23 protein-coding genes are annotated in these 20,592 nt (G+C 62.9%); 8 read left to right on the top strand and 15 right to left on the bottom strand.

Going from position 1 to position 20,592, the window contains the following annotated elements:
* Window positions 1–69: 69 nt before the first annotated feature.
* Both P3T18_RS30520 and P3T18_RS30515 read right to left on the bottom strand, forming a co-directional pair.
* A complete protein-coding gene (locus tag P3T18_RS30520; RefSeq protein WP_429303680.1) occupies window positions 70–1,032 on the bottom strand; it encodes a quinone oxidoreductase family protein in 963 nt (320 codons plus the stop codon).
* 55 nt (window positions 1,033–1,087) lie between these two features.
* The gene (locus P3T18_RS30515) at window positions 1,088–1,339 is read right to left on the bottom strand and encodes a hypothetical protein (protein WP_429303679.1); all 252 of its coding nucleotides are present in this window, start codon (window positions 1,337–1,339) and stop codon (window positions 1,088–1,090) included.
* A gap of 95 nt (window positions 1,340–1,434) precedes the next feature.
* Between P3T18_RS30515 and P3T18_RS30510 the strand changes: the two genes are divergently transcribed.
* Window positions 1,435–2,241, top strand: coding sequence for an AraC family transcriptional regulator (locus tag P3T18_RS30510; RefSeq protein ID WP_429303678.1), 807 nt, complete (start codon window positions 1,435–1,437; stop codon window positions 2,239–2,241).
* Window positions 2,242–2,248: 7 nt separating this feature from the next.
* Here the strand turns inward: P3T18_RS30510 and P3T18_RS30505 are convergent, their stop codons facing one another.
* The 3 genes from P3T18_RS30505 to P3T18_RS30495 are packed head-to-tail and all read right to left on the bottom strand — an operon-like array spanning window position 2,249 to window position 4,451.
* Window positions 2,249–3,220 carry an ornithine cyclodeaminase family protein gene (locus P3T18_RS30505; RefSeq protein WP_429303677.1) on the bottom strand — a complete coding sequence of 324 codons (972 nt, stop codon included), beginning with the start codon at window positions 3,218–3,220 and terminating at the stop codon, window positions 2,249–2,251.
* Window positions 3,210–3,905, bottom strand: a complete 696-nt coding sequence (locus P3T18_RS30500) for a helix-turn-helix transcriptional regulator (RefSeq protein ID WP_429303676.1) — start codon at window positions 3,903–3,905, stop codon at window positions 3,210–3,212. The genes P3T18_RS30505 and P3T18_RS30500 overlap by 11 nt, the downstream gene beginning before the upstream one ends.
* 36 nt (window positions 3,906–3,941) lie before the next feature.
* Window positions 3,942–4,451 (bottom strand): YbaK/prolyl-tRNA synthetase associated domain-containing protein, encoded by a 510-nt coding sequence (locus tag P3T18_RS30495; protein WP_429303675.1) that lies wholly within the window; start codon window positions 4,449–4,451, stop codon window positions 3,942–3,944.
* A 97-nt stretch (window positions 4,452–4,548) separates the two neighbouring features.
* Here P3T18_RS30495 and P3T18_RS30490 point away from each other — a divergent pair, with 97 nt between their 5' ends.
* Window positions 4,549–5,214, top strand: a complete 666-nt coding sequence (locus P3T18_RS30490) for an HAD family hydrolase (protein ID WP_429303674.1) — start codon at window positions 4,549–4,551, stop codon at window positions 5,212–5,214.
* Here the strand turns inward: P3T18_RS30490 and P3T18_RS30485 are convergent.
* Both P3T18_RS30485 and P3T18_RS30480 read right to left on the bottom strand, forming a co-directional pair.
* Complete coding sequence (locus P3T18_RS30485; RefSeq protein WP_429303673.1) at window positions 5,194–6,012, bottom strand: hypothetical protein; 819 nt, start codon at window positions 6,010–6,012, stop codon at window positions 5,194–5,196. The genes P3T18_RS30490 and P3T18_RS30485 overlap by 21 nt on opposite strands.
* A 91-nt stretch (window positions 6,013–6,103) precedes the next feature.
* The gene (locus tag P3T18_RS30480; protein WP_429303672.1) at window positions 6,104–6,997 is read right to left on the bottom strand and encodes a cation diffusion facilitator family transporter; all 894 of its coding nucleotides are present in this window, start codon (window positions 6,995–6,997) and stop codon (window positions 6,104–6,106) included.
* A gap of 15 nt (window positions 6,998–7,012) precedes the next feature.
* Here P3T18_RS30480 and P3T18_RS30475 point away from each other — a divergent pair, with 15 nt between their 5' ends.
* Window positions 7,013–7,183, top strand: coding sequence for a hypothetical protein (locus P3T18_RS30475; protein WP_429303671.1), 171 nt, complete (start codon window positions 7,013–7,015; stop codon window positions 7,181–7,183).
* A 176-nt stretch (window positions 7,184–7,359) separates the two neighbouring features.
* Window positions 7,360–7,800 (top strand): hypothetical protein, encoded by a 441-nt coding sequence (locus P3T18_RS30470; protein ID WP_429303670.1) that lies wholly within the window; start codon window positions 7,360–7,362, stop codon window positions 7,798–7,800.
* Between the two features lie 8 nt (window positions 7,801–7,808).
* Here the strand turns inward: P3T18_RS30470 and P3T18_RS30465 are convergent, their stop codons facing one another.
* The gene (locus P3T18_RS30465) at window positions 7,809–8,744 is read right to left on the bottom strand and encodes a LysR family transcriptional regulator (protein ID WP_429303669.1); all 936 of its coding nucleotides are present in this window, start codon (window positions 8,742–8,744) and stop codon (window positions 7,809–7,811) included.
* Between the two features lie 153 nt (window positions 8,745–8,897).
* Here P3T18_RS30465 and P3T18_RS30460 point away from each other — a divergent pair, with 153 nt between their 5' ends.
* Together P3T18_RS30460 and P3T18_RS30455 are read left to right on the top strand one after the other, a co-directional pair.
* Window positions 8,898–9,755, top strand: coding sequence for an oxidoreductase (locus tag P3T18_RS30460; RefSeq protein ID WP_429303668.1), 858 nt, complete (start codon window positions 8,898–8,900; stop codon window positions 9,753–9,755).
* Window positions 9,756–9,951: 196 nt separating this feature from the next.
* On the top strand, window positions 9,952–11,868 hold the full coding sequence (locus P3T18_RS30455) for an SMP-30/gluconolactonase/LRE family protein (RefSeq protein ID WP_429303763.1): 1,917 nt from the start codon (window positions 9,952–9,954) through the stop codon (window positions 11,866–11,868).
* Window positions 11,869–11,901: 33 nt separating this feature from the next.
* On the opposite strand, the gene P3T18_RS30450 is transcribed toward P3T18_RS30455, so the two are convergent.
* The gene (locus P3T18_RS30450) at window positions 11,902–13,002 is read right to left on the bottom strand and encodes an acyltransferase family protein (RefSeq protein WP_429303667.1); all 1,101 of its coding nucleotides are present in this window, start codon (window positions 13,000–13,002) and stop codon (window positions 11,902–11,904) included.
* A gap of 6 nt (window positions 13,003–13,008) precedes the next feature.
* Here P3T18_RS30450 and P3T18_RS30445 point away from each other — a divergent pair, with 6 nt between their 5' ends.
* Window positions 13,009–13,620, top strand: coding sequence for a CPBP family glutamic-type intramembrane protease (locus P3T18_RS30445; protein ID WP_429303666.1), 612 nt, complete (start codon window positions 13,009–13,011; stop codon window positions 13,618–13,620).
* A 14-nt stretch (window positions 13,621–13,634) separates the two neighbouring features.
* Window positions 13,635–13,868, top strand: coding sequence for a DUF6434 domain-containing protein (locus tag P3T18_RS30440; protein ID WP_429303665.1), 234 nt, complete (start codon window positions 13,635–13,637; stop codon window positions 13,866–13,868).
* Window positions 13,869–13,879: 11 nt separating this feature from the next.
* On the opposite strand, the gene P3T18_RS30435 is transcribed toward P3T18_RS30440, so the two are convergent.
* The 6 genes from P3T18_RS30435 to oxlT form a co-directional block, all read right to left on the bottom strand.
* Window positions 13,880–14,194, bottom strand: coding sequence for a helicase (locus tag P3T18_RS30435; protein WP_429303664.1), 315 nt, complete (start codon window positions 14,192–14,194; stop codon window positions 13,880–13,882).
* A 46-nt stretch (window positions 14,195–14,240) separates the two neighbouring features.
* Window positions 14,241–14,669, bottom strand: coding sequence for a PAS domain-containing protein (locus P3T18_RS30430; protein WP_429303663.1), 429 nt, complete (start codon window positions 14,667–14,669; stop codon window positions 14,241–14,243).
* Between the two features lie 79 nt (window positions 14,670–14,748).
* On the bottom strand, window positions 14,749–15,999 hold the full coding sequence (gene frc, locus P3T18_RS30425; protein WP_429303662.1) for a formyl-CoA transferase: 1,251 nt from the start codon (window positions 15,997–15,999) through the stop codon (window positions 14,749–14,751).
* A gap of 26 nt (window positions 16,000–16,025) precedes the next feature.
* Window positions 16,026–17,768 (bottom strand): oxalyl-CoA decarboxylase, encoded by a 1,743-nt coding sequence (gene oxc / locus P3T18_RS30420; protein ID WP_429303661.1) that lies wholly within the window; start codon window positions 17,766–17,768, stop codon window positions 16,026–16,028.
* 404 nt (window positions 17,769–18,172) lie between these two features.
* Window positions 18,173–18,889 carry a GntR family transcriptional regulator gene (locus P3T18_RS30415; protein WP_429303660.1) on the bottom strand — a complete coding sequence of 239 codons (717 nt, stop codon included), beginning with the start codon at window positions 18,887–18,889 and terminating at the stop codon, window positions 18,173–18,175.
* A 311-nt stretch (window positions 18,890–19,200) separates the two neighbouring features.
* Window positions 19,201–20,532, bottom strand: coding sequence for an oxalate/formate MFS antiporter (oxlT, locus tag P3T18_RS30410; protein ID WP_429303659.1), 1,332 nt, complete (start codon window positions 20,530–20,532; stop codon window positions 19,201–19,203).
* Between the last annotated feature and the right edge of the window lie 60 nt (window positions 20,533–20,592).

Here is a 20,592-nt window from a genome sequence, read left to right as displayed (position 1 = left end):
CGGCTGACCGGCTGAAGCGCGCTGGCTCGTTTGGTTGGACGCGAATGTCGACTTCAAGCGCCGCTATTCTCAGACACCCTGCGGCACGAACACCGTGCGTTGCCTGCTGCTGAAAGTGTCCCAGTGCTCGCCGATTTGCGCCAGCGGCACAGCATGCGCCTCGATCCTGAAACCTGCACTCGCGGCCACGGCTAATACCCGTTGCATGGCTTCGAGAATCTGCGCTGCGGGAATGCTGCCGATGCCGCTGCCTAGCATGCTGATCGGCGCGGCGCGCAACACCGTGGCCGGCAACGACAACTCCGCGCCGCCAATAGCGCCGATCTGCACGAAACGCAGCGGCTGGTGTTCGTCGAGCGTACGCGCGGCGGCGATCAGCATGACGCGCGCACTTTCGCCCCACACGTAATCCAGCACCACGTCCACGGTTTCGCGGAACTGCGCTTCGAATGCGCGGCTCAATGCGTCGGCGTTCTGCGTCAGCGAAATGGTGACGTCCGCGCCGGCCTGCTGGAGCTCAGCGAGCACGGCCGCGTCACGCCCCGTCACGATGATTTTGCCCGCGCCGAGGTGACGCGCGATCTGCACGGCGAGGCGTCCCGATGTGCCGGTTGCGCCATTGATGAGCACGGTCTCACCGGCAACGAATTTCGCGCGCTCGACCAGCGCCGCCCACGACGACATGCCCGGAATCGCGATGGCCGCCGCGCTCACGTCGTCGATGGAATCCGGCAGGGCGACGCAGTTCGCGTCCGGCACGCGGCATTGTTCGGCCAACGCGCCGTAGGGCGATGGCGGCCAGAAAAAATAGACGCGTCGGCCGTTTTCGTCGCGCCCCACGCCGTCGAGTCCGGCAACAAAAGGAAACGCGCTCGCGGACGAATAATGCGAACCCGACGCCTTCGAACGCGCCACGTGACTCAAGGCCGACGCGGTGACGTCGACGATACGATGACCCGCCAGCGGCGCGGGACGCTCGAATTCGGTGTAGACGGGACGCTTCCCCGCCGCTTCGACAACAGCTGCTTTCATGACGATTCCTCGAATTGAATTTGAATACGGATCTGCGTGCTGAAAGGCGCGACGTTCAACGCGTCTCGATCCACTCGCGCAGACGCGCGTCGCGAATCTCCAGCACGTCGAACAGGCCCACGGCGCGCAACGCCGGCAGCGCCGCAACGATATCGGCGGCGGCTTCGGCGCGCGCCGCGGCAGAACTCGCGCGGTCGCTCCACACCCGCGCATTCGCAAGAAAAGCGGCGACCGTGCCTTTGCGGACCGTCGCGCCATTGAGGTCGACCTGATCGACGTGGTTGGGAAGAATGTGTTCGGCTCGCATCGTGCGTCGCTCCGGCGGGTGTCAGTGAAGCCAGTCTAGTGATGCGGTTTCGACCCGTCTCCGGTATAAAGGTCATTCGATACGGAAATGCCGCCATGACCACTCATCTGATCCGGCCCGACCTCGTGACCTCGCCCGACGGCCCGTTTCTCGCCGCCGCCGAATTGACGCAAAGCGAAGCGCGCACGACGTCCTCGCATAGTCATGCGCGCGGTCAACTCATGGGCGCGCTCAGCGGGCTCGTTTCAGTCGGCCTCGACAAGCAGCAATGGGTGGTTCCCGCCACGCACGCCATCTGGATTCCGCCGCACTGCGTTCATTCGGTGCGTTCGTATGGGCCGTTTTCGGGCTGGAGCGTGTTCATTGCCGAGCCGCGCTGCGATGCGCTGCCGCGCAAGGCGCGCGCCATCAAGACCACGCCGTTGTTACGGGAAGCGGTACGGCGCGCGGCGAGTTGGCCCGGCGCCGAACTCGATGCGACGCAGGCGCGCATCGCCGAGGTGATCGTCGATGAACTCGCGGCTTCGAGAGAGGAATCGTTGAATCTGCCGAGTCCGGACGATCCGCGACTCGCGCGCATCACCGATGCGCTGGCCGGCAATCTGTCGGACACGCGGCGGCTCGAAGAATGGGCAGCGTGGGCCGGGCTCGCGCCGCGCACACTGAGCCGCCGTTTCGTCACGGAGACGGGCATGACGTTCGCGCAATGGCGCCAGCAGGCGCGCCTGCTTCGCGCGCTCGAACTGATCGCGGACGGCGTGCCCGTCACGACGATCTCGCTCGAACTCGGCTATGAAAACGTGAGCGCATTCATCGACATGTTCCGCCGCACACTGGGCACGACGCCGGGGCGCTATCTGGCGGCGGAAGCGTCCGCGCAGAGTAGCCGCGCCGCAACCTGAGGCCGCCTTACCAGGGCCACGCGATACTGGAACCCACACCTTGCGCGACAGCGCGTTCGTAAAGCAGACGCGCGACGGTCAGGTCCTGCAGCGCCAGTCCCGTCATGTCGAACAACGTGATGTCCGACGCCTGCCGCTCGAACGTTTCCTTGCCGGTGATCAGGTCGCCGAGTTCCGTACATGGCGTGGACGCGGCCCACTGCGTTTCGCCGATCTGCCTCGCCTGCTCGCGGTCGTCCACCACGAGTTTGACGCGCGCCAGTGTGCCTTCGGGCAACTCGCGCTTGCCTTTCGTATCGGCGCCGACGCAGTTCAGATGCGTGCCGGGCTGCAACGCGTCAAGATCGAATAGCGCACCCGCGCCGGGCGTCGCCGTGATGACGAGGTCAGCGCGCGCCACGGCGTCGTTGGCATCGGTGGCATGCTCGATCCTGCAGCGCTGCGCGAAAGCCGCTTCGAACTGCGCATTGGGTTTGCCGCCGTGCGTGACGTAGCGAACTTCGTCGAGCGACGGCAACTGGTCCAGTGCAAAGCGCAACTGGACGGCCGCCTGCACGCCCGTGCCGAATACGCAAACGCGCGTGCTGTCGGCGCGCGCCAGCCATTTCACGCCCCACGCGCCGGCCGCGCCGGTCCGCATGGTGGTGATGGCATTGCCGTCGATCATGCACACAGGCCGGCCATTTGCCGGATCCATCAGCATGACGGTGGCCTGATGCGGTTCGCCGCCGACCTGACGGTTGGCCGGCCAGAAGCCCGCGGCCTTGAAACCGAGCAGTCCTTGCGATTGCACGTCGCCGGATTTGATGCCGAACACACCGCCCGTGGAGAGCCGTTCGCGCACCACCGGAAAGACACGTCCCTCGCGGTCGCTGTGCAGCGTGAAAGCCTGCTTCACTGCTTCCAGCACGTCGGCGGGTTGCATCAGACGTTCGACCTGATCCCGGTCGAGCAGGAGAAGGCGGGCGTTATCGGGCATCGCTGTACACCGTTGCGCGCGACACGCCGAGATAGTGTGCGGCGGTTTCCATCGCGCGTCGAATTTCCATGATGCCGGACTCCTTCAATTCGCGTAGCAAGGCGCGACGGTCTTCCGTTTTCAATGCACGCGGCGTGGTGGCCCGCCGCGCCGCGAACTCGTCGATGCGCTGACGGATCAGATCGGCGCCCGCGGGATCGAGCGACTCTTTCATCGCCGCGTCCGCGTCGATCTGGACGAATTGTCCGACGGCACTCTGCAAGCCGCGAAACAGCGTCAGGTCAATGTTCATGCAGAGCGCCGCAATGTATTGGCCGGACGAGTCCTTGATGCCGATCGACGTGCTTTTGGCGGGACGGCCGTCGGCGAACTGGTTGCCGTAGTTCGCGATCACTTGCGGATAGTCGGGGTCGGCGATGCGCGCGAGACCCAGTTCCGTGGCCGGATGCCCCGCTTCCCGTCCCGACAGATTGTTGTGGATGGCCAGCACCGCGTGCTTCGGGTCGAGCAGATCGTGAACCACGACCTCGCAGAATGGCGCAAACGTCTGGGCGAGACCTGCCGCGATCTGGCCGACCTGATCGAGCAGCGCCTGCTGCTCGGGATTGGGCTTGGGCTTGGCCGCGTGTCTCGCGGTGCGCGTCGTAACGGCTTTTGCGCGGGGTCGAGTGCTGCGTGTGGTCATGACAGACGGGTCCGATGAAGGTTCGAGGCAATACGTCTACGCAGTTTCTTCGCTTGCGAGGTCAGACCGCGTGATATCGACGAGCCGGCAATGAGACACGCGCACGTAATCCGCTGCGTCCATCACGATGGAACGATCGAGGCGTCCGGCGTTGAACGCGATCTCGCGATTGTTCTGAATCAGCGCGGGATCGACGATAAGCCGCACGTGCTCGCTGAACGAGAACGGCGGAATTGCGCCCACGACGCAGCCGGTGATACGCACGGCAAGTTCGGCGGGCGCGAGCGTCGCTTTCTTGCGGCCGGCGGCTGCGGCGATCTTCCGGAAATCGACTTTACGATCGCCCGGAATCACGGCCAGCACGAACTCGTCTTCGCTATCTTTGAACGCGCACAGCATGGCCTTCGCGCCCTGCCCGCGACTCGTGCCGCGAATGGCCGCAATATGGTCCGATTTGCCCTCGGCGACGTGCTCCATCAGACGGAATTTTGCGCCCGACGCGCTGAGCAGATCGCCCAGCCGCTCGAAAATGGAAGTGTCGTTCATGATGTTCAAGATGTTTGTGTGCCGGCAAGGAAGCCGCGTTAACCGCGCGTTGCATTGACATATAATACAACATTAGACATTTTGTACAGGCGCCATCATGCATGCCATTTCGCCGCCGTCCATCGAAGCCATCCTGTGGGACATGGACGGCACGCTCGCCGACAGCGAAGCCTTGCACTTCGGCACCTTGCGCGCGGTATTGCAGGAGCACGGCATCGAGGCGCACGACGATCTGCACGCCGCCACCGTCGGCAGATCAGGACGCGATGTCCATCGCTATTGTTGCGAATATTTCCACCGCGATTTCGATTACGAGGAATGGGCGCGCTTTCGCGCCGCGCACTACATGGCGTCGGTGGGTTCGTTGAAAGCGCGCAGCGGCGCGGTCGAGGTGTGTCGCGCGGCGGCGTCGGCGGGCATCGCGCAGGCGGTCGTGTCGAATGCGGGACGCACGATTCTCGACGCCGGACTGAACGCGCTCGGCCTGCTGGATTGCGTCCGCGTCACGGTCAGCGCAAACGACGTGCACCGCGCGAAACCCGATCCGGAACCTTACCTGCTCGCGGCTTCGCTGCTCGGCGTGGCGCCACGCCATGCGGTCGTCGTGGAAGACAGCCCGACCGGCGCGCAGGCCGGCATTGCGGCGGGCATGCGCGTGCTGGCCTGGCCTAACGGGGAGCTCGTCACCGGGCAGTTCCCGGCAACGGCGCGCATCGTCACGGATGTCGCCGGGCTTGCGGCCTTACTCGGCCTTCGGGTCTGACGCGGCAGCGTCCTGCGCGGCGTCGGTCTGCGGGGCAAAGCGGCCTTGCACGGCGGCGAGTTGATCGTCCGTGGTCGCGACCAGCCACAAGCGCGCGTGCTGCGCGATCAGCCGGTTGTGGTCCTTCAACGGGCCCATGGCCGCGGCGGCTTTCCATACCACCGGTGCCGCACGGCTTTTTCTGCCGGATGCCGCGCCGATCAGCAGGCAATACGGTCCGAGCGGAAGCGAGACAAAGGGCAGCGCGGGATTTGCCCGCACGCGCCAGTCAATAAACGGCGCATCGCTGATCAGCAAGGGCGCGGGCAAGCCGTACAGCACGCTGAAATCGTAGAGCGCCAGTTGTTCGCGCATGCCGACGTACACGCGGCGGATGTCCTCGATCACCGCCGCGCGAATCTCGTCGTCGAACATCGCCTCCTGGGCGTAACGCTCCAGGCCGGCGCGCGCCTCGGCCTGGTAGGCGCTGAAGAGGCCGAGTTCCAGGCAATCGTGCGCCGCGCGCTGAACCTCGGCGGCAGAACCCGCTTCTTCGGGCTTGCCCAGTTGAGCCGCGCGCAGAAAGCGCGCGAGTCCCGCTTCCTGGATCGACGGTGCGTCGGCGGAAGTGTCGTCGGGCATGTCTTTAGTGAGCGGCACGTAGAAATATTTCTCCGCCGCGAAGTGCGATTTCTTACCTTCGTCGAACTTGATCTGGCCGTCGGTGCAGTCCAGATAACGCGTGCCGACGCGGCCATGCTCCCACACCCAGTTCTTCAGGAAAGGACGCAGCGGATGCAGCTTGTCTTGATCGGCCATTGAATCCTCCAGGTGCCTCAGTATAGTCATGCAGCGATACGGGCAGCATCTGGCGATTCGAAAGCGGAACGCGCCGTGGCCAGGCCGCGGCCTAGCAGCAATCTTTCGAATCGGCGGCGACCGCGCCTTCCGTGCGCAAGTCGATGCAGTCGGCCTCTTCGATCTGCACCGTGACGTGTTCGATGCTGAAGCGTTCCGCGAGCCGGACCTGAACCGCGCACACCACGTCGCGCGGCACGGCGCCGCTCGTCGGATGAACGTGCAGCGTCAACAGATGCCGCTCGCCCGTGATGGACCACGCGTGAATATGATGAGCATCGCGCACGCCCACCACGTTCTGCTCCAGATCGGCCTTGATCTCCGCGAGGTTCATGCCCTCGGGCGTGCCCTCCAGCAGAATGTGCGCGGACGATTTGACGATGCCCCACGCGCTCTTGAGGATGATCACGGCGACGAATATCGACAGCAACGGGTCGATCGGCGTCCAGTTGGTGAGCAAAATGACGCCGGCCGCGACGATGGCCGCGACCGAGCCCAGCATGTCGCCGAGTACGTGCAACCAGGCGCCGCGCAGATTCAGGTTTTCGCGATTACCGCCGTGCAGCACGAGAAACGCCGCGATATTCGCGGCAAGGCCAATGAACGCGATGACGAGCATCGTGCGGCCCACCACGGGCACCGGCGCGGCGAAGCGCTGAATGGCTTCGAACACGATCCACGCGGCAATCACGAACAACGCGCAGCCGTTGACGAACGCGGCCAGCACCTCCAGCCGCTTGTAGCCGAACGACAATTGCGCGGTGGCGGGGCGCCGGCCGTAGTGAATGGCGAGCCAGCTGAAACCGAGCGCGGCGGCGTCGCTCACCATATGGCCGGCATCGGCGAGCAGCGCAAGCGAACCCGACACCACCCCGCCGACCACTTCTACGAACATGAACAGCGCGATGATGACGAAGGCCCAGCCGATGCGGCGCTGATCGGTCACGCCATGCAGATGGTTATGACCCGCGTGACTATGCCCCGCGTGACTATGTCCGGCGTGTCCGGCGTGATCGCCGTGCGCGTGGCCGGCATGAGCATGGGCGCCATGGTCATGCGCGCGGCTGGCGTGATCGTGCGCGGCGTGGCTGCCTTCGTGCTCGTGGTGATGCGCCATCAGGAACTCCGGTGAAGCCAGTTGGAAAGGCCATTGTAGACAACCTTCATGTCGCGCAAGGGCCGCCGGCCAACACTTTGCTCACCCCGTCTTTTTGTTACACGTCTTACAGACGCCCCGCCTTCGTTTTACAAACGCCTTTCGTCAGACAGCTATACTCAGCACCGTCTCAAAAACGAAAGACCTTTCCTATGTCGAAGAAAATCGTCCAGATGGTTGCCATTGCAGCGCTCGCCGCTGCGGTCTCGCTGCCGGCCGTGGCCGGCGATATGAACAACATGCTGGGCGGCGCGCTCGGCGGTGTCGCCGGCGCGGCGCTTGGCGGCGCGGTGGGCGGAAGCACCGGCGCCGTGATCGGCGGTGCGGTGGGCGGCGGCGCGGGCGGCGCGGTCACCTCGAACCGGCGCGAGCGCTCGGGCGCGATTATCGGCGGCGCACTCGGCGGCGGCGCGGGCACGGCCGCCGGCAACGCGATGGGCGGCCGCTCCGGCGGATTGATCGGCGCAGCGCTGGGCGGCGGTGCGGGTTCCGCGCTCGGCGGCAACGTGTCGCGCTCCAACTCCTATTCGGACGACTACGCCCGCGGCTATCGTTCGAACAAACGTCATCACAAGCATCGTCACTACGACTGATCGCGCGTTCAGCGCAAGGCGTGAAGCTCGGCCGGCTCGAAGCAGAACTGCGGATTGCCGGCCAGACGCGCCACCATGAAGTCGATGAACGTGCGCACGCGCAGCGGTTGCTCGGTGCGGTGGCGATAGTAGACGTAGATCGCCTCGCGTTGCGTGACATGCTGCGTGAGCAGCGGGACGAGCCGGCCGCTTCGCAGATGCGGCGTGGCCGAAAAGCTGCCGAGTTGACCGATGCCGAGCCCCGCGAGCACGGCGTCGGTTTCGGCATCGGTGTCGTTGGTGCATAAGCTCGCCGCAATGTCGCGATAGACGATTTCATCGCCGATCAGAAATTCCCACGGCGCCTGCTTGCCGGTATTGGCGCGGCGATACGCCGTGCAACGATGCCGGTCGAGTTCCTCGATGCTCCGTGGCGTGCCGTGCCGCTGCAGATAGGCGGGCGACGCGCACACGATCAGCTGGATCGGCAGCAGCTTGCGGGCAATCGTTCCGCCCGAGGGCGGCGAGCCGCCGCGAAAACCCACGTCCGCGCGATCGTTCACGAGATCGGTGAAGTGGTCGTCGAACTGCACGTCCAGCTGGACATTCGGATGCAGTTCCGCGAACTCCATGCAGGCCGGCCACAGCACCGTGCGTGAAAACGCTTTCGGTGCGTTCACCCTCAGCGGCCCCGCAATTTCCTCTTTTGAACGACGCGCATCGTCCAGCGCCGAGGCGAGAATCGCCAGCGCCGGCGTGACGCTATTCAACAGGCCCTGCCCCTCTTCGGTCAGCGTCAATTTGCGGGTGGTGCGGTGAAACAGCCGCACGCCTAATTCCTTTTCCAGCTGCATCACCGCATGGCTTGCGGCCTGAGGCGAGATGCCCTGATCGACAGCCGCCTTGCGCAAACTGCCGAGCGCGGCGGCCCGGACAAAAATGGTGATCGCGCGAACTTCGTTCATGGTCCGTTGGGCCGTTCGGGTTGGCAAAGACTGGCAGACACTGGCGGTAATTAGCAAATAAATATTGATTATCAGTCTAGCAATCCACGCCTAGTTTGTGCGAATCGCCACGCCTACTATTCGCTCATCCCAACCGAAACGTAGGAGCACATCATGAGCGACATCCAAAGCAACGGTTTCAAGCGCGTCTGGTTCATCACCGGCGCATCGCGCGGACTCGGCGCCTTGATCGCGCAGGCGGCGCTCGCGGACGGCAATGCGGTGGTCGCCGCGGGCCGCAACGCCGACGCGATCCGCGAACGTCTCGGCGATTCGCCGGCGCTGCTGCCGGTTGCGCTGGACGTGACCAATGAAAGTCAGGCGAAGGCCGCCGTGCAGGCCGCGGTCGACAAATTCGGCCGGATCGACGTGCTGATCAACAACGCGGGATTCGGTCTGCTCGGCGCAGTGGAAGAATCCACCGATGCCGACGTGCGCCGCATGTACGACACCAACGTGTTCGGCCTGCTCAACATCACGCGCGCCGTGTTGCCGGTCATGCGTGCGCAACGGGCCGGGCATGTCGTCAATATGTCGTCGGTGGGCGGTTATCGGTCGGCGGCGGGATTCGGCGCATATTGCTCGACGAAGTTCGCCGTGGAAGGTCTGACCGAAGCGCTGCACGCCGAACTCAAGCCGCTCGGCATTCATGCAACGGTGGTCGAACCCGGCTATTTCCGTACGGACTTTCTGGACGCGTCGTCGCTTGCGATTGCCAAAGACATCATTGCCGATTACGACGACACCTCAGGCAACGTTCGCCGTCGCGCGGTCGACATGAATCACAACCAGCCGGGCGATCCCGAGAAACTCGCCTCCGCCATGGTCCAGTTGATCGACGCCCCCACGCCGCCGTTGCGTCTGCCGCTGGGCAGCGACACGCTGAAGGCGATCGCGGAGAAAAACGCCTTCGTCACGCAGGAAACGCAAACGTGGCAGACGCTTTCGGCATCGACCGACTTCGCCGCATGACGTAATTTTTTGCACCAGTACTGCGCCGCACGATCACGCTGGTTCGTTGAAAAAACGCCCCAGAAAGGTGATCGCGCGGCGCTTTTCATTCGTCGCGCATCAATGAATTTTTTTACTTCGCAAAATGCGTTGAGACGCATTTCTTATCCGCTAGGATAAATGCACCAACGGGCAATTCGCGCGGAGAGCAACATTGATTGGCAAGAAACGAATCCACGCTGCATTGCTAGGCGCAGCCCTTGCGACGCTGACACCCGTTTGTCACGCGCAATACACGACGGACTGGCTCGCGAATACATTCGGCACGCTTGCCGCGCACGTCGGCAACGCGGCGCGCTCGATGTGGGTCGCGCCCGAAGGCGTGATTTATACGGCCTCCTTATGGGATGAAAACGAGGGCGGCGTCGCGATTTACCAGAACGGCAATAGCATTGGCTCGATCGGGATCAACAGCGAATTCCAGGGCGGCGCGATTACCGGCAATGCCACCTCGATCTTCACCGCGCTTCAATACGGCAATCCGGCCGGCACGGGCGCGGTGGGACGCTACAACCGCGCCACCCAAACGCGCGATCTCGTGATTCCCGTCAGCACATGGAACGCCGTGTCGCGCGGCGACGTCATCACCGGACTCGCCACCGCAGGCTCGCTGCTCTACGCCAGCGACTTCTTCGGCAACCGCGTCCGCGTCTTCACCACCGACGGCGTCTGGCAACGCGACATCGGCATAGCGAGTCCCGGCGCGCTCGCCGTGGATAGCGCGGGCAATCTGTGGGTCGCGCAGCAAAACAACGCGACCGTGACCGGCTTCAGCCCGGCCGGCGCGCCCTTGAGCACGATCCAGATGCCGGCGGCTTCGCGGCCGTCCGCGCTGTATTTCGACGCGGCGTCGGGACAGTTGATGGTCGGCGATCAGGGGCCTGACATGAACATCAAGCTCTACAACGTTTCGGGTACGCCGACGCAGGTCGGCACGTTCGGCATTCAGGGCGGCTATCTCGACACCACCACCGGCATCAAAGGTCAGGTCGGCGACAAACGCTTTACGCGCGTAGTGGGTATCGGCAAGGACAGCGCCGGCAATCTGTACGTGCTCAACAATCCGTGGGGCGGCGGCTGGGATCTGGGCCGCAACGGCGGCACCGACATTCACGCCTACGACAACGCCGGCAACTTGCGCTGGAAGCTCCAGTCGCTCAATTTCGAAGCCGTCGCCGCGCCGGACCCCGCCACCGACGCCGCGTACTTCTACAGCGGCACCAACATCTACACCGGCACGGCGGGCGGCAGCTTCGTCGCCAATACGGTGAATCCGTTCGACTACCCGAACGACCCGCGCCTGAACGTGAACGACACCCAGCGCGACGAACACTTCGGGCAACTCGTGAACGTGGGCGGCAATCGCATTCTCGTGGCATCGGGACAGAATCCCGCGATCTTCTACTTCTATCATTTCAATGCGGCCAACGGCTACATTGCCATTCCCGACGCGGCGCTGCCGGGTACGGCGTTCGGAACGACGCGCTCCGTCACCGGCGGATTCTGCATCGACAGCAAGGGCGACGTGTGGGCGGGTCTCGATCGAACCAACCACATCTACCACTATCCGCTCACCGGCTTCGACGGTTATGGCAAGCCGACGTGGGGTCCGGGTATCGCGATCTCCATTCCGCTGAGCATCCGGCCGTTGACGCGGATCGTGTATCTGCCGGAAAGCGACACCATGATCCTCGCGCAAGGCATCGCGGGCAGCGCCGACTGGACCGCCATGCAATCGCGCATCGAGGTTTATCACGGCTGGAGCGCGGGCAACACGACCAATCCCAATCCGGTGATCAACCTCACCAGCGCCAATCCGAAGTCGATCACCGCGGCGGGCAACTATCTGTTCGTCGGCTACGTGCATACCGTGCCCAACATCGACGCCTTCAATCTCACCACCGGTCAACTCGATACCACGCTGACCAACACGAGCCCCGCCACGGTGGATGTCGGCAACGACGTCGATTCGATGTACGGCTTGCGGGCGTATCAACGGTCCACGGGCGAATACGTGGTGACGAAAGACAACTACAACGGCTCCAGCGTCGTGGTGTATCGCTGGACGCCATAGAGCGCGGCATCGAGCGCGCCGGCCGCGGCTGTTTCAGGCGGCGGGCGCGACCGGTGAATCGGGCGTGTACTTGCGCAACCGCTGCGAGATCAGATGCGAAGGACGCTCCACCAGCCGGTAAAAGCCGTAGCTGATGACGAGCGCCAACGCCACTTGCACGAACCAGGCGAAGCGCGACGTGCTGTCGAAACTCGTCATCTCCAGGATCGACAGCGCCATCTTGTGACAGAGATAAAGGCTATACGACCACGCGCCGAGGGCCGCCAGTCTCGTCCACACACGCGAATGCGACGGCGTGGCCGTTTCCGTCGCGATCCAGAGGGCGGCGAGAAACTGGAACAGCGGCAAGGTGATGTCCGGCGTGATCTGCGGAACGAAAGCGGGCTTGAGACTCGAACCCGACAACAGAATCATGACGAGCGCGCCAGCCGACACCACGGCAATACGCAGCGCGACCAGATGCCGGGCCAGCACACGCGTGCTGTTGTCGAGGACACGCTTGAACAGCATGGTGAGCGGCGAATAGGCATCGCGCACCTGAAAGCGCGCCGCATTGCGCTGCCTCTCCGCAATCAGGCAGCCGAGAATCCAGCCGGCCGCGTACAGCAGCGCCGTGCCGGGAACGCGATAGGTTTCGATGACGCAGGCATGGCAGGCCGGATGTCCGAAGAGCCGTACCACGGCCACCATCACTGCCGCCGTCAACGCACAGCCGACGATCATCTCGCCGAGATAACGAAAACGCGCGCGCAGCAGCGGATAAACCGCGTAATAAACCATCTCGCAGTACAACGACCAGAGCACGGACTCCAGATAATTCTGTCCCGTGGGCAACGGTTGCACGACGCACAGCAGAACGAGCAGCGGCAGGCCGATACGGATGAATCGCGAGGCGTAATAGTTGACCGGCTTGAGCGTCACATCCTTTTGATATGCGTTGTGGATGCAATAACCGGAAATGACGAAGAACACGATGACAGCCGCGGGCCCCGCGAACAACGCGGTCGATCCAGACCACAATGCGCCACCCAGAAAGGCCAGTTTGTGAGGCAGCAGTTCCTTGAACGCGGGTGGCTTGAAGTGATACATCAGCACCCAGAACGCCGCGAGAAACCGGATGGCGTCTATCTTCAACGACTTATGCTGATTCGCAGACAGATTCATCGTAGCCGCCATTTTGTGCCCCTTTTTCTCATCGTCAGGCTGCGCCGATGGTACCTTTATGGCTCAAAACAAAAATCGAAAAAAATGACGAAATTAATGACGAGACTGAGAGCACCGGATAATGCAATGGCGACATGCCTATCGGCACCCACGCCCGTTCTCGTCGTCGTGGGTGCGCTGGCGATACTCGCCGCGCAAAGCCTGATTTCGATAAGCTTGGGCGGTCTGCTCGGCTATCCGCTTCCCGACGCAGATCCGTTCGCCGCACGGCCTTATTGGCTCAAAGTGCTGGGCGTGGCGGTCATCGCGCCGTTCTTCGAAACGCTGGTTTTCCAGTGGGCATTGATTGGCGTGTTGCGCGGCCCGCTGCGCCGCTCATGGTTCGTGGCAGGCTGCGTGTCGGCGCTGATCTTCGGATTGGCCCACGGCCATACGGACTGGCGCGCCGTGCGCATGGTCGCCACCGCTGCGATCCTTGCCGCCGTGTTTATTATCGAAGCGCGCCGCGCCGGTCCCGCTTTCAAAGCCACGTTCTTCACGCACGCATTGTTCAACAGCTTTACGCTGGTGCTCTACGCAACCCGATAAAACGGACACTACTTATGAAGTTCGACTGGCACGGCGGACACATGACGCGCGCAACGCTCGTGGATGGAAACTACAGGAATACGCAGAACGTGCGCCGGTTTCTGACCGCCGAATGCGGACCCGATTTCAGGTTCGACCGCGATTTCATGGCGTGGGTCAAAAACGGTGTATCGAAGAATATGGGCGACGTCGCCGACGAATGGTCGCGGCGACGTGCAGGCGCGGAGTCAACCACGCAGGTAGATTAGCTACCGACGCTTTACGCTTCTTTCAACCACGGCATCTCGACCGGCGACACCACCAGTTGCCGCCCTTCGCGTTTCAGTTCGAAGATAAAGCCGACCAGGATCATCGAGTCGGCGTAAGGAATGGGAAACACATGAGGATTGTCGGCCGAGCGTAGCGGATGCGCCGGCTTGTCGGCCGTCGTGGCGGCGTTTTCGCGGACGCTTTCCAGCTCGTCCGCCATGGCTTGACCGCTGACTTTCACCACGCGGCTACGCAGGTCGCTGAACGGTTCGATGCGCGCCCCGTCTTCGTTGTATTCGGGCACTTCGTAAATGAACCAGGACATGTGCGTCTCCCAAGAAAAGGGAAACCATTCTAACAGCGCACGTGGCTTATCCCGCTGCGGCTTCCAGTTCCGTCAGACGCTTGCGCAAGGCGCGCTCTTCCTGGAAGCGACTGGTTTCGTCGCGAATCACGGCGACGATGCCGGTGAGTTCGTTCTGCGGCGAGTGCAGCAAAGCGACCGTAAATGCAATCGAGAGCGAGCGGCCGGCCTTGTCCACGGCGGGCACGCGCAGCACGTCATTGCCGTAGCGCGTTTCGCCGGTCGCCATGGTCTTGTGATAGCCGTCCCAATGACGGCCGCGCAAACGTTCTGGAATGATGAGATCGAGCGACTTGCCAAGGGCCTCGCTCTGCGTGAAGCCGAACATGCGTTCCGCCGCCGGATTCCAGAGCGTGATGCTGCCCTGCGCATCGGAAATGATGACCGCGTCGCCGATGGCGTTGACCAGTTGCTCGAAGTCGATTGCGGCACTCATTGCTTGCCCCCAAATATGTTTTGTCTGCTGCAACCGCTACGGCGTCCGGTGAAGGACGCCGTAGCGCAACGTCATACCGTCAGACTGCCTTGATCTCGTGCAGATTGAAGATGTCCTGCCGGCTGTAGCCGAGGCTCGCCAGCACTTCGTCCGTATGTTCGCCGAGCAACGGCGACGCCGTGACCTCCGGCTTCATATCCGAGAACTTGATCGGGCTGCCCACCGTGAGATACGAACCGCGCTTCTTGTGCGGCACTTCCACGATCGTGCCGCTGGCACGCAACGACGGATCGTTGGCCAGTTCTTTCATCGTCAACACCGGCGCGCACGGAATGTCGAACTTGCGCAGAATGTCCACGGCTTCGAACTTGGTCTTGTCGGCCAGCCACGCCTCGATCACGCCGAAAATCTCGAAGATATGCGGCTGCCGTGCTTCGGCGGTCTTGTAGGCCGGATCGTCGATCCACTCGGGACGACCGAGCGCCTTGCAGATCGGCTCCCATGCGTGGCCCTGGATCGTGAAATAGATGTACGCGTTCGGATCGGTTTCCCAGCCCTTGCACTTGAGCACCCAGCCCGGTTGACCGCCGCCGCCCGCATTGCCGCCGCGCGGCACGACGTCGCTGAATTCGCCATGCGGATATTGCGGATACTCTTCGAGGTAGCCGACACGGTCGAGGCGCTGCTGGTCGCGCAGTTTCACGCGGCACAGGTTCAGCACGCTGTCCTGCATCGAGACGGCCACTTTCTGACCTTTGCCCGTTTTATCGCGGCCGATCAGCGCCGTGAGAATGCCGATGGCCAGATGCATGCCCGTGTTGCTGTCGCCGAGCGCCGCTGCGCTGATGGTCGGCGGGCCGTCCCAGAAGCCGGTGGTGGACGCCGCGCCGCCCGCGCATTGCGCGACGTTCTCGTACACCTTGAGGTCGTCGTAATGGTGGCCGTCGCTAAAGCCTTTCACCGACGCAACGATCATCTTCGGATTCAGTTCGTTCAGACGCTCCCACGAAAAACCCATCCGATCCAGCGCGCCGGGGCCGAAGTTTTCGACCAGCACATCGGATTCGCGGATCAGCTTTTCCAGCACTTCCTTGCCTTCCGGCTTCTTGGTGTCCAGCGTCAGCGACTTCTTGTTGCTGTTGAGCATGGTGAAGTACAGCGCGTCGGCGTCGGGAATGTCGCGCAACTGGTTGCGCGTGACGTCGCCGGAACCCGGCCGTTCGACCTTGATCACATCGGCGCCGAACCAGGCGAGCAACTGGGTGCACGCCGGACCTGCCTGAACGTGGGTGAAGTCGATGATCTTGATGCCTTCGAGTGGTTTGGTCACTTTGGTATCTCCGTGGTTGCTCTGGATCACTTTTTCATCGCCGCGCTTTGCGGATTCAGATTGGTCAGGCGTCCGCTTTCGGTGCCCGCTGCTTCATCGATCACTGCGTTGATCAGGGTCGGCTTGCCCGATGCAATGGCGTCGAGCAGTCCCTGAGTCAACTCTTCGGGCGTGGTGGCATGGCAACCCACTCCGCCGAAGGCCTCGATCATCCGGTCGTAGCGCGCGCCCTTCACGAACACGGTCGGTGCGACGTCCTTGCCGCCGGTCGGGTTCACGTCGGTGCCGCGATACACGCCGTTGTTGTTGAACACGATCGTGCAGACGGGCAACTCGTAGCGGCAGATGGTTTCGAGTTCCATGCCGCTGAAGCCGAACGCGCTATCGCCTTCGATCGCCACGACCTGCTTGCCGCTCGTCACCGCTGCGCCGATGGCGAAGCCCATGCCGATGCCCATGATTCCCCACGTGCCCGAGTCGAAGCGCTTGCGCGGCTCGTACATGTCGATGATGCTGCGCGCGTAGTCGAGCGTATTCGCGCCTTCGTTGACCACGTTGATATCCGGCCGCGTTTTCAGCACGTCGCGAATGGCGCGCAGCGCGCTGTGGAAATTCATCGGCGACGGGTTCTTGTCGAGCGTGGCCGCCATCTTCGCGAGATTCTTGTTCTTGCGTTCGGCAATCGCGCCCAGCCATTCCGCGTTCGGCTTCGTGTAGCTCGCGTCGAGGCCGCCGCGCAGCGCCGCCACGCACGAACCGATATCGCCGATCACCGGCGCCGCGATCGCGACGTTGCTGTCGATTTCGGTCGGCGAGATATCTACCTGCACGAAGCGTTTGGGTTCCGCGCCCCACGTCTTGCCCTTGCCGTGCGAAAGCAGCCAGTTCAGACGCGCGCCGATCAGCACGACCACGTCCGCTTCCTGCAACACGAACGAGCGCGCCGCCGACGCCGACTGTTCGTGCGTGTCGGGCAGCAAACCCTTGGCCATCGACATCGGCAGATACGGAATACCGCTCTGCTCGACGAATGCGCGAATTTCTGCATCGGCCTGCGCGTAGGCCGCGCCTTTGCCGAGCAGGATCAGCGGACGCTTCGCGCCCTTGAGCACGTCGATGGCGCGCTTGACCGAGTCAGGCGCGGGCAGCTGGCGCGGCGCGGCGTCCACCACCTTGATGAGCGACTGCTGCGCTTTGACCGCGTCGAGCGTCTGTGCGAGCAGTTTGGCCGGCAGGTCGAGATACACGCCGCCCGGACGGCCCGACACCGCCGCGCGAATGGCACGCGCCACGCCGACGCCGATGTCTTCGGCGTGCAGCACGCGATACGCGGCCTTGGCGTACGGCTTCGCGGCGTTGAGCTGGTCCATTTCCTCGTAGTCGCCCTGCTGCAAATCGACGATCTCGCGCTCGCTCGATCCGCTGATGAGGATCATCGGGAAGCAGTTCGTGGTTGCGTTGGCGAGTGCCGTCAGCCCGTTCAGGAAGCCCGGCGCCGAGACGGTCAGGCAGATGCCCGGCTTCTTGGTCATGAAGCCGGCGATAGCCGCCGCGTTACCCGCGTGCTGCTCATGACGAAAACCGATGAAGCGCATGCCCTCGGCCTGCGCCAGCCGTGCGAGGTCGGTGATCGGAATGCCGACCAGCCCGAAGATCGTGTCGATCTCGTTCAGTTTCAGTGCGTCGATGACGAGATGGAATCCGTCGGTCGTTTCGCTCGCCTGCTGTTTCAGTGTCTCTTCTGCTGCGGTGCTGTCAGCTTCTGCCATGACGTCTCTCCTCCGTGGCGGGGCGTTGTGTGGATTCGTGATATACAATATTCCACACACAGTATTAGTCAAGCGAGTTTTTGAGGCCGGTTGCGTTTGCTGCATTGCACTTTCGCGCAGAGGGCTTCATGCCAAGCCGATGCATCGAAACACGTTTGCATCGCACAAGTTGCACTCGAGCTTCCATTGCGTGTCGGCCCGGTCTTTTTGGCGACGTTCCCGCGTCGACGCGATGACACGCCGCCTCGAATTCCCTGCGTTTTCTGCCGCCGAAGTTCGCGTTTTCCCTTTCGGGTTTCTGCTGACTACGCGATGCAATAGCCCAACACTGCGACGCGTGAATCGTCGCAATGCTTAGGCATTCTTACTAATTTATACGGCCCAATTTCCAGGCCACGTTTCATTCAGTCGAGAAAATCACAATTCGCTTCGACGAACGCGGCCAGTTCGAGCGAATGCTGACGCACGAGGCTTTCGACCACTTCGGTGTCGCGCCTTTCGAGCGCTTCGATAATGCGCATGTGATCCACGATGGAACGCGACGCACGATCGCTTTGCGAAATGGTCATCTTGCGTATCGCGCGGACGTGAACGAACAGATTCTTCATGGTGTCGAGCAGAATCCGCGATTGCGACAACTCGACGATCGACTGGTGAAAGGCAATGTTCGCCTCCGAATATTCGTCGATATGCTCGGCAGGCGTGGCGTCGCGGAAGTGATCGAACATCCGCCGCAGCGCTTCGATCTCGGAGTCGGCCGCGCGCTGCGTGGCGAGCCGCGCCGCCATGCTTTCGAGCGCCGCCCACATGTGGATCATGTCGACGATTTCTTTCTTCGTCTTGCGCTGGATGTAGATGCCACGACGCGGCACCGTGCGCAGAAAGCCTTCCTGTTCGAGCAGCGTCATGGCCTCGCGAACCGGCGTACGGCTCACACCCAACGCTTCGGTCAGCTCCTTTTCGTCCAGCCGGATCTCTTCTCTCGAGCGGTAGATGTCGGCCTCGGCAATCGCCTGTTTCAGCTTGGCGTAGGCCTGGTCGCGCAAGGAAGCCGTCGCACTGATGGGGACGAGCGTCAGCGGCGGCGCCACGGAAAAATCATCTGTTTGCGTATCAGCCATAGACAGTGTTTCCCGATGTGAAGGACACATGGACGGCTCCGCACGCGAGCCGAATATATATTTAATACCATATATCACATACACAACGGAGTCCAGTTAGTGTCTGCGAGCATGTCGCACGCGTCGTGATTCACTCGACGCGGGGCATCGCGATCTGTCAGGAGGGCGTGGCTGGAAGCACGGAAAGCGACCTTGCAGCCAGGCTGCAGGTCGCCGGAACGCACCGTCGAAAGCGGGCGGAAAGGGCAGCCGCAGCGTGAACGACGCCGCGGCACGCAAAGGAGTCAACGATCAGCGGTGGCGCGCGACGCTCATTCGAGCGGTCCATTCGACGCGGAGCTCAGCCGGACCTCGGCAACCGCGACAGTTGCCGGCGCACCCGACTGCTCGATCCAGCGCTTGCGCATGGGCGCGAGGACGAACTTCGCGCACACGGCAGCCGCAATCGACACCACGGCGGACGCGATGAACACCGTGCCCCATCCGCCGTTTGCGGAAAGCACCGAGGCGATCGGCACCAGCATCGACGCCGTGCCTTTGGCGGTGTAGAGCGTGCCCGCATTGGCCGCGGCGTACTTGCTGCCGAAGGTGTCCGCGCAAGTGGCCGGGAAGATCGAAAATATCTCGCCCCAGCACAGGAACACGGCGGCCGCGAAGAACATGAAGGCGTATGGGTTGTGACCGAACTGCATGAGCCCGAGCAGCGCGACGCCTTCGCCGAGGAAGATCATGAACATCGTATTTTCACGACCGATGCGATCGGACAGAAAGCCGCACAACGGACGCGTGAAGCCGTTGCATAGATTGTCGATCGAAAGAGTCATGGTGAGCAGCGGCAACGTGATGCCCATCAGGTTCACCGGCAACTTCGCGAATCCGAATTCCTTGGCGATCGGCCCGAGTTGCGCGGTCGCGATGATGCCGCCCGCCGCGACGAACACGAACATCAGATACAGCACCCAGAACAGCGGCGAACGGATCATCTCGCCAGGCGTGTAATCGATCTTGGAAGCGACAACCCGCCGTGCAGCCACGGCGCCGACCGGCGGCTTCGGGCGAATCAGCATCGTGGCGAGCAGCAGAATGCAGACGCCCTGGAAGATGCCGAAGAACATGAACGTGTGCTCGTAACCCGAACGCTGGATCATGTCGGCAATCGGAATGACCGTGACGGCGGCACCCGCGCCGAAGCCCGCTGCCGTCAGACCGGCCGCGAGACCGCGCTTGTCCGGAAACCACTTGAGCGCCGTGCCGACACAGGTGCCGTACACGCAACCCGCGCCGATACCGGCGATCACCGCCGCGACGTAGAGCTCGACGAGACTGCTGGCGTGCGCGTCGATGATCCAGCCGAGCGCTGCGCACACCGAGCCGCCGATCACCACCGGACGCGGCCCGAACTTGTCGACCAGCCAGCCTTCCACCGGCACGAGCCACGTTTCGGTCACGATGAAGACAGTGAACGCGGTTTGAATTGCCGCTTGCCCCCAATGGTGCGCGTTGTCCATCGGTACGACGAAGAGTGTCCAGGCGTATTGCAGATTCGCAACCAGTCCCATGCAGACGATGCCGATCGCCAGCTGCACCCATCGATTATGCGTGAACGGCTTACTGCCATCCTCAGCCGCGTTGGAATAGGCCATGTCTTCCGTCTCCTGTAGATTCCGTCGCGCTCGATCGGCACGTTGGACTTACTCATCGAA

Source organism: Paraburkholderia sp. GAS199, assembly GCF_050436585.1.
Lineage (GTDB): Bacteria > Pseudomonadota > Gammaproteobacteria > Burkholderiales > Burkholderiaceae > Paraburkholderia.
The sequence above is the reverse complement of the archived record's forward strand: the minus strand, read 5'-3'. Positions and strand labels throughout refer to the sequence as shown.